Source organism: Rahnella sp. BIGb0236 (assembly GCF_004364755.1).
Classification (GTDB): domain Bacteria; phylum Pseudomonadota; class Gammaproteobacteria; order Enterobacterales; family Enterobacteriaceae; genus Rahnella; species Rahnella victoriana.
Genome location: NZ_SOAO01000002.1, coordinates 307,304 through 321,092, shown reverse-complemented (window position 1 = coordinate 321,092; position 13,789 = coordinate 307,304). Strand labels below are relative to the sequence as shown.

The window sequence follows — 13,789 nt, the reverse complement described above, 5'->3', positions numbered from 1 at the left end:
TTTTTACGATGGTTTGCAGGGTGTAATTCTAGTTTTGTGTGCGTTGGTTTGTTAAAATTCTGCTAAATTATCGCGGGCAGATACGTCCAGATAAGGGAGATACAATGAAGCAGGCATTTCGAGTAGCGTTCGGCCTTTTGATGATGTGGGCATCTGTAGTACATGCAGAAGTTCGCATTGAAATTACCCAAGGGGTAGACACAGCTCGCCCGATTGGCGTTGTGCCATTCAAATGGGCTGGCCCGGGTACACCACCTGAAGATGTAGGTGGTATCGTTGCTGCTGACTTACGTAACAGCGGTAAATTCAATCCTATTGATGCATCCCGTATGCCTCAGCAGCCAACCTCAGCCGCAGAAGTCACTCCTGCAGCCTGGACCGCGCTGGGTATCGATGCCGTTGTGATCGGCCAGGTTCAGCCTGCCGCCGATGGCAGTTATGTGGTCTCTTACCAACTGGTAGACACCTCTGGCGCGCCGGGCACCGTACTGGCACAAAACCAGTATAAAGTGACCAAACAATGGTTGCGTTATTCCGCCCATACCGCCAGTGACGAAGTCTTCGAAAAACTGACCGGTATTAAAGGCGCATTCCGCACCCGTATCGCGTATATCGTGCAGACCAACGGCGGCAAATTCCCGTATGAACTGCGCGTAGCGGATTACGACGGTTATAACCAGTTCGTGGTTCACCGTTCCCCTGAGCCGCTGATGTCTCCAGCCTGGTCTCCGGATGGCAGCAAACTGGCTTACGTCACCTTTGAAAGCGGTCGTTCAGCATTGGTTGTGCAGACGCTGGCAAACGGCGCAATCAAACAGATTGCCTCTTTCCCGCGTCACAACGGTGCCCCGGCATTCTCACCTGATGGCAGCAAACTGGCCTTCGCCTTGTCTAAAGACGGCAGCCTGAACCTGTACGTGATGAATCTGGCTTCCGGTCAGATCAGTCAGGTGACAAACGGACGCAGCAACAACACCGAACCAACCTGGTACCCGGACAGCCAGAATCTGGCCTTCACGTCGGATCAGGGCGGTCGTCCACAGGTTTATAAAGTCAATATTAATGGCGGTGCGCCTCAGCGTCTGACCTGGGAAGGCTCGCAAAATCAGGACTCTGACGTCAGCACTGACGGCAAGTTCCTGGTGATGGTGAGCAGCGCCAGCGGTACACAGCACATCGCTAAACAAGATCTGGCAACGGGAGCCGTTCAAACATTGACGGACACGTTCCTGGATGAAACGCCTAGCCTCGCACCAAATGGCACAATGGTAATTTACAGCTCCTCTCAGGGACTGGGTTCCGTGTTGCAGTTGGTATCGACTGATGGGCGCTTCAAAGCGCGTCTTCCGGCAACTGATGGACAGGTCAAATTTCCTGCCTGGTCGCCGTATCTGTAATGCATAGAAAAACTATGTATGGCAAAAAATTATAAAAGGATCGAATAGATGCAACTGAACAAAGTGCTGAAAGGGCTGATGCTGGCATTGCCTGTACTGGCAGTAGCTGCTTGTAGTTCTCACAAGAACGCAGACAACGACCAGTCTGGTATGGGTCTGAACTCTGGCGCAGGCACTGAAAACGCTAACATGTCTTCAGAAGAGCAAGCTCGCCTGCAGATGCAAGAACTGCAGAAAAACAACATCGTTTACTTTGGCCTGGACAAATACGATGTGTCTTCTGAATTCGCTCAGATGTTAGACGCGCACGCTGCATTCCTGCGTAGCAACCCGTCTTACAAAGTGACTGTAGAAGGTCATGCTGACGAACGTGGTACGCCAGAGTACAACATCGCCCTGGGCGAACGTCGTGCTACTGCTGTTAAAATGTACCTGCAAGGCAAAGGCGTTTCTGCTGACCAAATCTCTATCGTTTCTTACGGTAAAGAAAAACCAGCTGTACTGGGCCATGACGAAGCGGCTTACGCTAAAAACCGTCGTGCCGTACTGGTATACTAAGAGAATAGTATGAGCAGTAACTTCAGAACTCACCTGTTGAGTCTGTCGTTACTGGTTGGCGTAGCGGTCCCATGGGCCGCTACTGCCCAAGCGCCAATCAGTGATGTCGGCTCAGGCTCGATTGAAGATCGGGTCACCTCTCTGGAGCGTATTTCTAACGCTCACAGCCAGCTATTAACTCAACTTCAGCAGCAACTTTCTGATTCCCAACGTGATATGGATACGCTTCGTGGTCAAATCCAGGAGAACCAGTATCAGTTGGGTCAGCTTGCTGATCGTCAGAAGCAGATCTTTAACCAGATGGACAGCCTTAGCCAGGGTGCCGCCGGAGCCGCCAGTACGGGCGCTGCCGCAGCAACCGGTGATGCGTCTGGTGGTGATGCTGCGACAACGCCTGATGCGGGTGCTGCACAAGCCCCTGCGAGCACAGGCGATGTGAACAGCGACTACAACGCTGCTGTTTCACTGGCGCTGGAAAAGAAACAGTATGATGAAGCCATTGCGGCTTTTCAGAGTTTCGTTAAAAAATATCCAGATTCAACGTATCAGCCTAACGCCAACTACTGGTTAGGACAGTTGTATTACAACAAGGGTAAAAAAGACGACGCTGCGTATTATTTTGCAGTTGTGGTGAAAAATTATCCTAAGTCCCCAAAAAGTTCTGACGCGATGTACAAGGTTGGGGTGATCATGCAGGAGAAAGGTCAGGCTGATAAAGCCAAAGCCGTCTTCTCGCAGGTCGTAAAACAGTACCCAAATACCGATGCGGCAAAACAAGCTCAAAAACGTTTATCTGCAAAGTAGTTCTTCATTCAGGTCTGGAAAATGTACATATCGTGCATTTTCTGGGCTTGAGTGTGTGAAACGCCATCAGTTAGCACTCTTTCTGAAAATTAAAGTTGCACTGAAAAGTTAAATAAGTAATATATGCCGCCGTTGCCCAGACAACTCCAAACGGCTAACGCTGTCAGAGATTTAGGCAATATGCAGTAGGTTTAGAAGGGCCGTTAGCTCAGTTGGTAGAGCAGTTGACTTTTAATCAATTGGTCGCTGGTTCGAATCCAGCACGGCCCACCAAATCTAAATCATTTATTGCATGTGGCTTGCACACCAACTGCAAGACACGCAGGCAGAAGAAGTATTCAGGCGGGGCCGTTAGCTCAGTTGGTAGAGCAGTTGACTTTTAATCAATTGGTCGCTGGTTCGAATCCAGCACGGCCCACCACTTTTAAAGTGGAAAATGAAGTGAAGCAGTGCAGGATGAGAACCAGGGGTTCGAGCCGAGCGAAGCGAGACGACAACGCGCAAGCGTTGCCCGCAGGGCGAGGTGAAACCGAGTCAATCCAGCACGGCCCACCACTTTTAAAGTGATACGCCCTGAATAATTAGTGAAGCCAGAAGTACCCAGCATTTAGATGGGCCGTTAGCTCAGTTGGTAGAGCAGTTGACTTTTAATCAATTGGTCGCTGGTTCGAATCCAGCACGGCCCACCACTTTTAAAGTGGAAAATGTAGTGAAGCAGTGCAGGATGAGAACCAGGGGTTCGAGCCGAGCGAAGCGAGACGACAACGCGCAAGCGTTGCCCGCAGGGCGAGGTCAAACCGAGTTAATCCAGCACGCTCCGCACATTATTATGAAGCCATCTAAATTGCAGAATTCAGAGAAAAGCGCCTTTTGGCGCTTTTTTCGCATCTGAACCCCAAAATATCCCCGCAGCGATAAAATCCTTCCTCACAATCCGGCGCAATCTCATCTCTTTTAAGTGCAGTAAACATTTTAAGCCTTATGGCTAATATCTGGACGACTTTCCCAACATTTTGCGGTATTTTGTTTAGCATACAAAACCAACAGATTTCCGGATGGAATTTGTTGTGGCTTCTGGCCTTCCGGGCATGCTGCCTGACTGAATGAGATGACGAGTATGAGCGAAACATTGGATCTGAATGCGGCGGTTTATCCTTTCCCTCCGAAACCCGCCGTTCTGAATGCAGATGAAAAATCTTTCTATAAAGAGAAGATTAAAAAACTGCTGAAGGAACGTGATGCTGTGATGGTGGCGCATTACTACACCGATCCTGAGATTCAGGCGCTTGCCGAAGAAACCGGGGGCATTGTGGCGGATTCCCTCGAGATGGCGCGTTTTGGCAGTCAGCATCCTGCCTCGACCTTGCTGGTTGCGGGCGTGCGGTTCATGGGCGAAACAGCCAAAATTCTCAGCCCGGAAAAAACCGTGCTGATGCCGACCCTGAATGCGGAATGCTCACTGGATCTGGGCTGTCCTGAACAGGCGTTCTCAGATTTTTGTGATCAGCACCCCGACCGCACCGTTGTGGTCTACGCTAATACCTCCGCGGCCGTAAAAGCCAGAGCCGATTGGGTAGTGACATCCAGTATCGCGGTGCAGCTGATTGAACACCTTGATAGTCTGGGGGAAAAAATCATCTGGGCGCCGGACCGCCACCTTGGGAATTACGTCCGTAAGCAGACGGGGGCGGATGTATTGTGCTGGCAGGGCGCCTGTATCGTCCATGACGAGTTTAAAACGCAGGCCCTGACCCGAATGAAAGGTTTGTACCCGAACGCCGCTGTTCTGGTGCATCCTGAGTCTCCTCAGGCGATCGTGGATATGGCGGATGCCGTGGGTTCCACCAGTCAGCTGATTCAGGCGGCGAAAACCCTGCCGCACCAGCAACTGATTGTGGCGACTGACCGCGGCATTTTCTACAAAATGCAGCAGGCGTGCCCGGACAAAGAATTGTTCGAAGCGCCGACGGCAGGCGAGGGCGCAAGTTGCCGCACCTGTGCGCATTGTCCGTGGATGGCGATGAACGGCCTGAAAGCCATTGCGGAAGGACTGGAACATGGCGGAGCGGAACATGCGATTGAGGTGGATGAAGCGTTACGCGTGAAATCGCTGATCCCGCTGAACCGTATGCTGGATTTCGCGGCGCAGTTAACATTGCGTACGCAACCGAAGGCGCTGTAAGCCCCTCTTTTATGACCGGCAAGGTTTTGTGACTGACAAAAAGGAACGCATGTGATGATGGATTTTTTCAGTACCGGCAACATTCTGGTTCATATTCCGATTGGAAAAGGCGGATACGATCTGTCATGGATTGAAGCCGTCGGCACGATATTTGGCTTGCTGTGTATCTGGTTCGCCAGCAAAGAGAAACTGATCAACTATCCTTTCGGTCTGATCAACGTCACGCTGTTTGCGGTTATCTTTTTCCAGATCCAGCTTTACGCCAGTTTGCTGCTGCAGGTCTTTTTCTTTGCCGCCAATATTTATGGCTGGTACGCATGGAGCCGACAGACGGCCGATCAGCAGGCTGAGTTGCAAATCCGCTGGTTACCGCGCACGAAAGCGCTGATATGGGGCGTGGTGTGTATCGCGGGCATTCTGCTGATGACATTTAACATTGACCGCGTTTTTGCCGCGCTGACGCTGCTAGCAGTCAATCTGATGCAGGCGCTTGGCCTGTCTGTGCAGATGCCGGCACTTCAGCCTGATGCTTTCCCGTTCTGGGATTCCTCAATGATGGTGCTGTCGATTGTCGCCATGCTGCTGATGACCCGTAAATATGTCGAGAACTGGCTGTTGTGGGTCATCATCGATGTGATCAGTGTGGCGATCTTTGCCTATCAGGGCGTTTATGCAATGGCGCTGGAATATGTCCTGCTGACGCTGATTGCGCTGAACGGCTCCTGGCTGTGGATCAAAAGCGCGAAGCAAAATGGCTCGCGGCCGCTACAAACAGTGTGATGCTGCGCTGACAAAAACGCCTCCGTGACGGAGGCGTTTTGCATTCTGCCGCTGGCGGCGCGATCAGTGATGATGGTGCGCGTGGCTGTGACCGTGATGATCATGACCTGCGCTGACGACGGGCGTGTCATTGATGCCGCAATCCGGCGCTTCACACCTGCCATATTCCATCTGAATAGTCGCGTGCCCGATACGGCATTTCTCCAGCAGATGATGCCGGATGCGTTCCAGCAGCGCGTCGTGATCGTGAGGCGGTATCACCTGCACATGCAGGGTCATCAACCGTTGTTCGCCAATCTGCCAGACATGAACATGATGTACGTTGCGCACCTCCGGAATGCTCATGGATAAATCGCGGCGCAGTTTGTCGATATCAATTTCCTCCGGCGTGCCTTCCAGCAACTCGTGGAAGCTCTCCCGCAGCAACCGCCAGGCGTTGGTCAGGACGAGACAGGAAACCAGTACCGACAAAATCGGGTCGATGGGTGTCCAGCCGGTGTTCATGATAATCAGCGCGGCAGCGACGGCACCGATCGAACCCAGCAAATCGCCAAGCACATGTAAGGCGGCGGCGCGCACGTTGATATTGGCTTTTTCTTCACCCTGATGCAGCAGCCAGAACGCCAGAATATTGGCAAACAGACCGGCGATGGCGATCACCAGCATGGTGGTGCCCATGACGGGCTGCGGATTGACGAAACGGGCGATGGCTTCCCAGACAATCAGCACCACGATGACCAGCAATGCCGCGGCGTTAACAAATGCCGCCAGGGTGGTCAGACGCAGATAACCAAAGGTATGCCGAGAGTTGGGTTTACGTTTCGCGAAACGCACCGCCAGCAGCGCAACCAGCAACGCTGCGGCGTCGGTGAGCATATGCCCGGCATCGGCCAGCAGGGCGAGCGAGCCGGAGATCAGCCCGCCAATTACTTCCGCAATCATAAAAATGACCGTCACAAGGAAGGCCAGCAGCAGCCGGCGGCTGTTTTTATCCTGCGGTAACAGGGTAGAAGACATAGTTATATTCACAAGAATGATGAACAGAGAAGATCACAATAGCGTAATCAGGAGGGGTTGCAAGAAGGGGCGTAAACGTGAAGGAGGAACCGAAGTTCCTCCTGAATGAGCAGTTTATGACGGGCTTAGTTACCGGTGGCTTTAGACTCGGAAGTCCCCGGCGTCTGGTTTGGACAGCGTCCGTCTTTGCACATGGTTTTCTCATGTTCCTGCGTTTTGCTCATATGATGTTTGGTGGTATCCGTCTGGGTATTCACCTCATCGGCAGGTTTATTGGTGTTATTAATCTGGTCGTTATCCACGTTTTTAGGTGCAATTTTCTGAATTGAACCCGGGGAATTCGACTGATTCGCCTGGCCGTTGTTATCGGAGGCAGATGTTTCACCGGCAGCGAAAGCAGCACCGGTGGTCAGTGCCATGGTTGCGGTCAGTAACATGATTGCGAGCTTTTTCATAATGTCATCTCCATTGTTGCAGAAAGGTCCGTGGTCGTTTTTCATGTGTCTGATAAAAGCCTAGCTAAACAATTCATGTGCTAAATCAAATTGAGACTATTCGGAAGTGTAAAAGCAGGTTTACACCGTCATGCAATACGGCTAGATTGAACGCGGTCAGCGTTTCGCTTTGTCTCTTATGAACACCCGAATGGAACAGTTATGAATTATCAAAACGACGATTTGCGCATCAAAGAAATTAAAGAACTATTACCGCCGGTTGCCCTTCTGGAAAAATTCCCCGCCACTGACAAAGCGGCAAAAACAGTCTCTCAGGCGCGTAATGCTATCCATAAGATACTGAAAGGAAACGATGATCGTCTGCTGGTTATTATTGGCCCTTGTTCTATTAACGATCCGAAAGCCGCGAAAGAATACGCCGCCCGTCTGCTGAAAATGCGTGAAGAATTGCAGGGCGAGCTGGAAGTGGTTATGCGCGTTTACTTTGAAAAACCGCGTACCACGGTGGGCTGGAAGGGGCTGATCAATGACCCGCACATGAACAACAGCTACCAGATTAACGACGGTTTACGCATTGCCCGCAAACTGTTACTGGATATTAATGACACTGGTTTGCCTGCTGCAGGCGAGTTCCTGGACATGATCACACCACAATATCTGGCGGATTTAATGAGCTGGGGCGCAATCGGCGCGCGTACCACAGAATCTCAGGTCCACCGTGAGCTGTCTTCCGGTTTGTCCTGTCCGGTGGGTTTCAAAAACGGCACTGACGGCACCATTAAAGTGGCTATCGACGCCATCAACGCCGCAGGCGCACCGCACTGCTTCCTGTCTGTCACCAAATGGGGTCACTCCGCGATCGTGAACACCAGCGGGAACAACGACTGCCATATCATTCTGCGTGGCGGTAAAAAGCCAAACTACAGTGCTCAGGATGTGCAGGAAGTGAAAGAAGGCCTGAAGAAAGGCGGCCTGCCAGCCCGTATCATGATCGATTTCAGCCATGCCAACAGCAGCAAGCAATTCAAAAAGCAGATGGAAGTGTGTGAAGATGTCTGCGGTCAGGTTGCTGGCGGCGAACAATCCATCATGGGCGTGATGGTGGAAAGCCATCTGGTGGAAGGTAATCAGAGCCTCGACAGCGGCGAGCCGCTGGTTTACGGCCAGAGCGTGACCGATGCCTGCATCGGCTGGGAAGATACCGAAGTGCTGCTGCGCAGCCTGGCAGGTGCGGTAAAAGCACGCCGCGGTTAAATAGTTTCGCATTCCCCTGCGTACAGAAGCCCCGTTTATGCGGGGCTTTTTCTTTGGTGAAAAAGGGCAAAATGACTCACAGTTCGCAGCGCATATCCATACAACGCAAATCAGCATTCGCCATCTCAGAGCGATAAAGACTCTCTTTAACCAGACAGAATCCATTCTTCTTATAAAACTCAAAGGCATTCGGCGTAGACGCCAGAGTAAGTGCTGTGAATCCTCTCGACTTCGCTTCTGCTTTTATGGCAGCAAGAATTTGGGTGGCAAGACCTTTCCCTTCGTATTCTGGCAGCGTAAAAATCGCTTCCACACTGCCATTTTTCAGATCCAGAAATCCTGTTGCCACGGGTGTGTCCAGCCCATGCACCTGTGCGACAAAAAAAGGATTCTCCGCAATGGCTTTACGGTAACCGGCAGGCATCTTATTTGGTGTCCAGGCCATCACAATTTCAGCGCCATAGGTATTTTTACATCCGTGGCGGATAGCCTGATTTCTTATTTCCCAAAGTATTTCCGCTTCATCTGGCGACGCGAGTCTGACGGGCATCGGTTTCTCCTCTGGTCCAGAGACAAAAAAGGCACGCTTTCGCGTGCCTATTCAACTTCAACTCTTTCTGCTTCACGCAGAAAACGCGAAATTACTTCGCTTTACCCTGGTTTGCCACGGCCGCGGCTTTCGCTGCGATTTCGTCGGCATTACCCAGATAGTAACGTTTAAGGGGTTTGTAGTTTTCGTCGAATTCGTAAACCAGCGGAACACCGGTAGGGATGTTCAGTTCCAGAATTTCTTCTTCGCTCAGGTTATCAAGATATTTAACCAGTGCACGCAGGGAGTTACCGTGTGCCGCGATGATGACGCGCTCGCCGCTGGCGATGCGTGGTTTGATCACGTCAGTCCAGTAAGGGATAACGCGGTCAATGGTCAGCGCCAGGCTTTCTGTCGTTGGCAGTTCTGCAGCCGTCAGTTTAGCGTAACGCGGATCGTGGCCCGGGAAACGTTCGTCAGCGCGATCCAGTTCTGGTGGTGTCACAGCAAAACCACGACGCCATTGTTTAACTTGCTCGTCACCGTATTTCTGTGCGGTTTCAGCTTTATCCAGACCCTGTAACGCACCGTAGTGACGTTCATTCAGTTTCCAGGATTTCTCAACCGGCAGCCATGGCTGGTTCAGTTCGTCCAAAACGTTCCACAGAGTATGGATGGCGCGTTTCAGCACGGAGGTGTAAGCGAAATCAAATTGGAAGCCTTCGTCTTTCAGCAGCTGACCCGCAGCTTTTGCTTCAGTGCGGCCTTTCTCGGACAAGTCAACATCATGCCAACCGGTAAAACGGTTTTCTTTGTTCCACTCACTTTCACCGTGTCTTACCAGCACCAGCTTGGTTACAGCCATAGCTAAACTCCTCAGTTAACTGAATTTTCAATGATAACAGTTATCATTATAGGGTCTGGGCGTCCCACTCAGCAATCTGAAACTACGTCAGAAAGGCTTCGCGGGAGTCCGTTTGTATTAAACATAACGAATTTGCTGCGGCGATGTAAAACAAAACGCGCAGACCGTTCGCCGGACAGCGCGTTTTATCCACCAGACCGGGAGATCAGCTGGCTTTTTTCAGGCAGGTGCTCATGAAGGTTTTACGGGCATCGCCCTTCAGATCTTGTTTCGCCGCGTCTGCGTTACAGGTTTTCATCTTCTGCTGTTGCGGATTCAGTTTATCGTCCGTTTTTGCCTCTGCTTTCAGGCAGTTGCTCATGAATTTTTTTCGCTCATCGCCTTTCAGCGACTGCGTGGTGGCCTGCTGATTACAGTCGGTCATCTTTTGGCGTTGCTCAGTCTGAGCAGGGGAAGGGACTTTCACCGGGTCGGCCGCCAGCGCGGAACCCGCCGCGCACAATGTGGCCAGCAGGGATAACACAACAGGTAAACGCATAACGAACTCCTTATTAAACGTCCTTTTACGCAGGACACTCTCTAAGCGTAGATGCGGGAAATGCCTTTAGCTGAAAATGTGCCGGGTCAGATGCGCCGTGAGTCACAAATTCGCACAAGTCGGAACAGAGGAAGACAGGGCCGGGCGACCCTGTCCTGAGCAAATTACAGCGCGAAGAACTGATAGGTGGTGGCGGATTTATACGCCTGTCCCGGTTTTATCCAGCAGCTTGGCTGTGGCCAGGTCGCGTGGTTCGGGCTGTCTGGCAGGAATTCACTTTCCAGCGCCACGCCGCTGTAGCTGGCATATTCGCCGCCGCTGCGGTTCGGTGTGCCGCCGAGGAAATTGCCGCTATAGAGCTGTACGGCGGGCGCGGAGGTGAACATGGTCATTTTGACTTTGCCGTCAGCGGACCACAAATGCGCCGCCGGATTCGTGCCGGTATTGCAGGTGCGGTTCAGCAGGTAGGCGTGATCATAGCCTTTCACCCGCTGCTGATCGCGATCCTTGAGGAAATCCTTCGCCAGCGTTTTTGCCGCGTTGAAATTCATGCCGGTGTTTTCAACCGGGGTCGGATCCGCACAGGGAATGCCGTCACTGTCGACCGGCAGGAAGCGGTCAGCGAACAGTTGCAGCTTGTGCTGGCGCGCATCGGTGCCTTCGCCGTCGAGATTGAAATAGGCGTGATTGGTCAGATTGACCGGACACAGCTTATCCACGGTGGCTTCGTAACGGATTTCCAGACGGTTATCGTCCGTCAGCTGGTAATGCACCTTCGCGGTCATATTGCCCGGATAACCCTGATCGCCGTCGGCCGAAAACAGCTGGAACGTCAGCTTCTGCGCGGTCTGTTCCAGGATCGTCCAGCGGCGCGCATGGAAACCTTCCGGCCCGCCATGAAGCTGATGAACGCCCTGATTCGCGACCACCAGATGCGGTTTGCCGTCGATATCAAACTGCGCGCGGGCGATACGGTTGGCGTAACGTCCCACGGTCGCGCCGAGATACGCGCTCTGGTTCATGTATTCCTGCGGGGACTGACACCCGAGCAGCAACTCGCGCGTCGTGCCATCCGCCAGCGGCAGGGTGAAGGATAACCAGGTCGCGCCCCAGTCCATGAATGTGGCGGTGGCACCCGCCGCATTCTGTAGCGTCACCTGTTCAAACGGCTGGCCATCGGGCGCCAGCTGTGTGTTTTCAGGTTTTAACATATGCCTGCTCCTTGTGAAGCGGTGCAAACGTAGAAGGTTTCTTTCAGGCCGCTGTGCGCCTGATATTGCTGTTCCACCGCATGACGGACTTTATCCACCATGTCTTCCGGTACCAGCGCCACGATGCAACCGCCGAAGCCGCCGCCGGTCATGCGCACGCCGCCTTTATCGCCAATCACTTCTTTGACGATTTCAACCAGCTTGTCGATTTGCGGCACGGTGATTTCAAAATCATCACGCATTGACGCGTGAGATTCCGCCATCAGTTCGCCCATGCGTTTCAGGTCACCGCTGGCCAGGGAATCTGCTGCTGCCAGCGTACGGTCGTTTTCAGTGATCACGTGACGCGCACGGCGGGCAACCACCGGATCCAGTTCATCCTGAATGGAGAAGAACAGGGCAGGATCGACGTCACGCAGCGCTTTCACGCCGAAGAAACGGGCCGCCACTTCGCACTGTTCGCGACGGGCGTTGTATTCGCTGTCCACCAGACCGCGTTTCACGTTGGAGTTGATGATCACCACCGCCGCGTTTGTCGGCATAGAGACCGCGCGGGTTTCCAGTGAACGGCAGTCGATCAGCAGGGAGTGATTTTCCTTACCGAGCGCGGAAATCAGCTGATCCATGATGCCGCAGTTACAGCCGACAAACTGGTTCTCTGCTTCCTGACCGTTCAGCGCCAGCGCCACGCCATCCAGCGGCAGATCGTATAAGGATTTCAATGCCTGACCGACGGCCACTTCCAGCGAGGCAGAAGAGCTCAGACCCGCGCCCTGCGGCACGTTGCCGCTGATCAACATATCAGCGCCGGAGAAATCTTTGTTGCGCAGCATCAGATGCTTTACCACGCCGCGCACATAGTTGGCCCACGGGTGCGCATCGCTGTGCAGGATCGGTTCGTCGAGCGAGAAGCTGTCTTCGTCGTTGTCGTAATCGGCGGCGATCACGCGGATCGTGCGGTCATTACGCTGGGCGCAGGCGATCACCGTTTCATAATCGATGGCGCAGGGCAGCACAAAACCGTCGTTATAATCGGTATGTTCGCCAATCAGGTTCACGCGACCCGGCGCTTTGATGGTAATGGTCGCAGGGTAGCCGAATTTATCGGCGAAGATTTCCAGGGTTTTGGTTTTCAGTTTCATTATTTTTCTCCGGCCTCACGATAATGGACATCACTTACCGCCCGCAGACGTTCAGCGGCTTGTTCCGCCGTCAGGTCGCGTTGCGTCTCAGCCAGCATTTCGTAGCCGACCATGAATTTGCGTACCGTGGCTGAACGCAGCAACGGGGGATAGAAATGGGCATGCAACTGCCAGTGTTCGTTGTCGCCTTCAGTAAATGGCGCGCCGTGCCAGCCCATGGAATACGGGAAGGAGCACTGGAACAGATTGTCGTAGCGGCTGGTCAGTTTTTTCAGCGCCAGCGCCAGATCACCGCGCTGTTCATCAGAAAGCTCAGTGATGCGTTTAACATGCACTTTCGGCAGCAGCAGGGTTTCGAACGGCCATGCCGCCCAGTAAGGGACCACGGCCAGCCAGTGTTCGGTTTCCACCACCGTACGGCTGCCGTCAGCCAGTTCGCGCTGCACATAGTCAACCAGCATCGGCGAACCCTGTTGTTGCAGATACGCGCGTTGCAGACGGTCTTCCCGTTCGGCTTCGTTTGGCAGGAAACTGTTGGCCCAGATCTGCCCGTGCGGATGCGGGTTAGAGCATCCCATCGCCGCGCCTTTATTCTCGAAAACCTGTACCCACGGATAAGTTTTTGCCAGATCCGCGCTTTGCTCCTGCCAGGTTCTGACAATTTCCGTCAGCGCCTCAACCGACAGTTGCGGCAGGGTTTTGCTGTGATCCGGCGAGAAGCAGATCACGCGGCTGGTGCCACGTGCGCTCTGCACACGCATCAGCGGATCGTCGCTTTCCGGCGCAAACGGCGTATCCGGCATCAGTGCCGCATAATCATTGGTAAACACGAAGGTGCCGGTGTATTTCGGGTTCACATCGCCGGTCACGCGCGTATTGCCCGGACACAGGAAACAGTCCGGGTCATGCGCAGGCAGGATTTCCTGAGAAACCGCTTCCTGCTGGCCCTGCCACGGGCGTTTGGCCCGGTGCGGGCTGACTAAAATCCACTGATCGGTCAGCGGATTGTAACGGCGATGTGGGTGATCAATCGGGTTAAACGTGGTCATAAACTTTC

Annotated in this window: 14 protein-coding genes, 3 tRNA genes and 2 other RNA genes; 11 read left to right on the top strand and 8 right to left on the bottom strand. The window is 53.1% G+C overall.

What is annotated here, in order from left to right:
- Window positions 1-104 precede the first annotated feature (104 nt).
- The 10 genes from tolB to pnuC all read left to right on the top strand — a co-directional run bounded on the left by tolB (window position 105) and on the right by pnuC (window position 5,721).
- Window positions 105-1,397: a Tol-Pal system beta propeller repeat protein TolB gene (gene tolB, locus EDF78_RS05000; protein ID WP_095921213.1), complete on the top strand. Its 1,293-nt coding sequence runs from the start codon at window positions 105-107 to the stop codon at window positions 1,395-1,397.
- Between the two features lie 48 nt (window positions 1,398-1,445).
- Window positions 1,446-1,955 carry a peptidoglycan-associated lipoprotein Pal gene (gene pal, locus EDF78_RS04995; protein ID WP_095921214.1) on the top strand — a complete coding sequence of 170 codons (510 nt, stop codon included), beginning with the start codon at window positions 1,446-1,448 and terminating at the stop codon, window positions 1,953-1,955.
- 9 nt (window positions 1,956-1,964) lie between these two features.
- Entirely contained in the window at window positions 1,965-2,759 is a 795-nt protein-coding gene (gene cpoB / locus EDF78_RS04990; RefSeq protein WP_095921215.1) for a cell division protein CpoB, read from the top strand.
- Window positions 2,760-2,956: 197 nt separating this feature from the next.
- Window positions 2,957-3,032 (top strand) — tRNA-Lys (locus EDF78_RS04985).
- A gap of 72 nt (window positions 3,033-3,104) precedes the next feature.
- Window positions 3,105-3,180, top strand: a tRNA-Lys gene (locus EDF78_RS04980).
- Window positions 3,181-3,194: 14 nt separating this feature from the next.
- Window positions 3,195-3,314, top strand: a non-coding RNA gene (locus tag EDF78_RS04975) — RtT sRNA.
- Between the two features lie 58 nt (window positions 3,315-3,372).
- A tRNA-Lys gene (locus tag EDF78_RS04970) sits at window positions 3,373-3,448 on the top strand.
- Window positions 3,449-3,462: 14 nt separating this feature from the next.
- Window positions 3,463-3,582, top strand: a non-coding RNA gene (locus EDF78_RS04965) — RtT sRNA.
- Window positions 3,583-3,876: 294 nt separating this feature from the next.
- Window positions 3,877-4,941 carry a quinolinate synthase NadA gene (nadA, locus tag EDF78_RS04960; RefSeq protein WP_131692626.1) on the top strand — a complete coding sequence of 355 codons (1,065 nt, stop codon included), beginning with the start codon at window positions 3,877-3,879 and terminating at the stop codon, window positions 4,939-4,941.
- A gap of 57 nt (window positions 4,942-4,998) precedes the next feature.
- Entirely contained in the window at window positions 4,999-5,721 is a 723-nt protein-coding gene (gene pnuC / locus EDF78_RS04955; protein WP_133822779.1) for a nicotinamide riboside transporter PnuC, read from the top strand.
- A 63-nt stretch (window positions 5,722-5,784) separates the two neighbouring features.
- On the opposite strand, the gene zitB is transcribed toward pnuC, so the two are convergent.
- The gene (gene zitB / locus EDF78_RS04950) at window positions 5,785-6,738 is read right to left on the bottom strand and encodes a CDF family zinc transporter ZitB (RefSeq protein WP_119826592.1); all 954 of its coding nucleotides are present in this window, start codon (window positions 6,736-6,738) and stop codon (window positions 5,785-5,787) included.
- A 125-nt stretch (window positions 6,739-6,863) separates the two neighbouring features.
- Entirely contained in the window at window positions 6,864-7,193 is a 330-nt protein-coding gene (locus EDF78_RS04945; RefSeq protein WP_095921219.1) for a protein YbgS, read from the bottom strand.
- Between the two features lie 201 nt (window positions 7,194-7,394).
- Between EDF78_RS04945 and aroG the strand changes: the two genes are divergently transcribed.
- Window positions 7,395-8,447 (top strand): 3-deoxy-7-phosphoheptulonate synthase AroG, encoded by a 1,053-nt coding sequence (gene aroG, locus EDF78_RS04940; RefSeq protein ID WP_133822680.1) that lies wholly within the window; start codon window positions 7,395-7,397, stop codon window positions 8,445-8,447.
- Between the two features lie 76 nt (window positions 8,448-8,523).
- Here the strand turns inward: aroG and EDF78_RS04935 are convergent, their stop codons facing one another.
- From EDF78_RS04935 to galT, 6 genes are all read right to left on the bottom strand, one after another.
- Complete coding sequence (locus EDF78_RS04935; RefSeq protein ID WP_119826590.1) at window positions 8,524-8,997, bottom strand: GNAT family N-acetyltransferase; 474 nt, start codon at window positions 8,995-8,997, stop codon at window positions 8,524-8,526.
- A 91-nt stretch (window positions 8,998-9,088) separates the two neighbouring features.
- Window positions 9,089-9,841: a 2,3-diphosphoglycerate-dependent phosphoglycerate mutase gene (gpmA, locus tag EDF78_RS04930; protein WP_095921222.1), complete on the bottom strand. Its 753-nt coding sequence runs from the start codon at window positions 9,839-9,841 to the stop codon at window positions 9,089-9,091.
- 205 nt (window positions 9,842-10,046) lie between these two features.
- Complete coding sequence (locus EDF78_RS04925) at window positions 10,047-10,379, bottom strand: PsiF family protein (protein WP_095921223.1); 333 nt, start codon at window positions 10,377-10,379, stop codon at window positions 10,047-10,049.
- Between the two features lie 164 nt (window positions 10,380-10,543).
- Window positions 10,544-11,590, bottom strand: coding sequence for a galactose-1-epimerase (gene galM / locus EDF78_RS04920; protein ID WP_119826588.1), 1,047 nt, complete (start codon window positions 11,588-11,590; stop codon window positions 10,544-10,546).
- On the bottom strand, window positions 11,584-12,732 hold the full coding sequence (galK, locus tag EDF78_RS04915; RefSeq protein WP_133822679.1) for a galactokinase: 1,149 nt from the start codon (window positions 12,730-12,732) through the stop codon (window positions 11,584-11,586). Before galK ends, galM begins: the two co-directional genes overlap by 7 nt.
- Window positions 12,732-13,781: a galactose-1-phosphate uridylyltransferase gene (gene galT, locus EDF78_RS04910; protein WP_095921226.1), complete on the bottom strand. Its 1,050-nt coding sequence runs from the start codon at window positions 13,779-13,781 to the stop codon at window positions 12,732-12,734. Before galT ends, galK begins: the two co-directional genes overlap by 1 nt.
- Window positions 13,782-13,789: the final 8 nt, after the last annotated feature.

Bases quoted from the DNA above. Each gene is read 5' to 3' on its own strand.
- nadA (WP_131692626.1), top strand. From the start codon at position 3,877: ATGAGCGAAACATTGGATCTGAATGCGGCGGTTTATCCTTTCCCTCCG.
- EDF78_RS04935 (WP_119826590.1), bottom strand. From the start codon at position 8,997: ATGCCCGTCAGACTCGCGTCGCCAGATGAAGCGGAAATACTTTGGGAA.
- cpoB (WP_095921215.1), top strand. From the start codon at position 1,965: ATGAGCAGTAACTTCAGAACTCACCTGTTGAGTCTGTCGTTACTGGTT.
- pal (WP_095921214.1), top strand. From the start codon at position 1,446: ATGCAACTGAACAAAGTGCTGAAAGGGCTGATGCTGGCATTGCCTGTA.
- tolB (WP_095921213.1), top strand. From the start codon at position 105: ATGAAGCAGGCATTTCGAGTAGCGTTCGGCCTTTTGATGATGTGGGCA.
- galK (WP_133822679.1), bottom strand. From the start codon at position 12,732: ATGAAACTGAAAACCAAAACCCTGGAAATCTTCGCCGATAAATTCGGC.
- aroG (WP_133822680.1), top strand. From the start codon at position 7,395: ATGAATTATCAAAACGACGATTTGCGCATCAAAGAAATTAAAGAACTA.
- galM (WP_119826588.1), bottom strand. From the start codon at position 11,590: ATGTTAAAACCTGAAAACACACAGCTGGCGCCCGATGGCCAGCCGTTT.
- pnuC (WP_133822779.1), top strand. From the start codon at position 4,999: ATGGATTTTTTCAGTACCGGCAACATTCTGGTTCATATTCCGATTGGA.
- EDF78_RS04945 (WP_095921219.1), bottom strand. From the start codon at position 7,193: ATGAAAAAGCTCGCAATCATGTTACTGACCGCAACCATGGCACTGACC.
- EDF78_RS04925 (WP_095921223.1), bottom strand. From the start codon at position 10,379: ATGCGTTTACCTGTTGTGTTATCCCTGCTGGCCACATTGTGCGCGGCG.
- gpmA (WP_095921222.1), bottom strand. From the start codon at position 9,841: ATGGCTGTAACCAAGCTGGTGCTGGTAAGACACGGTGAAAGTGAGTGG.
- zitB (WP_119826592.1), bottom strand. From the start codon at position 6,738: ATGTCTTCTACCCTGTTACCGCAGGATAAAAACAGCCGCCGGCTGCTG.
- galT (WP_095921226.1), bottom strand. From the start codon at position 13,781: ATGACCACGTTTAACCCGATTGATCACCCACATCGCCGTTACAATCCG.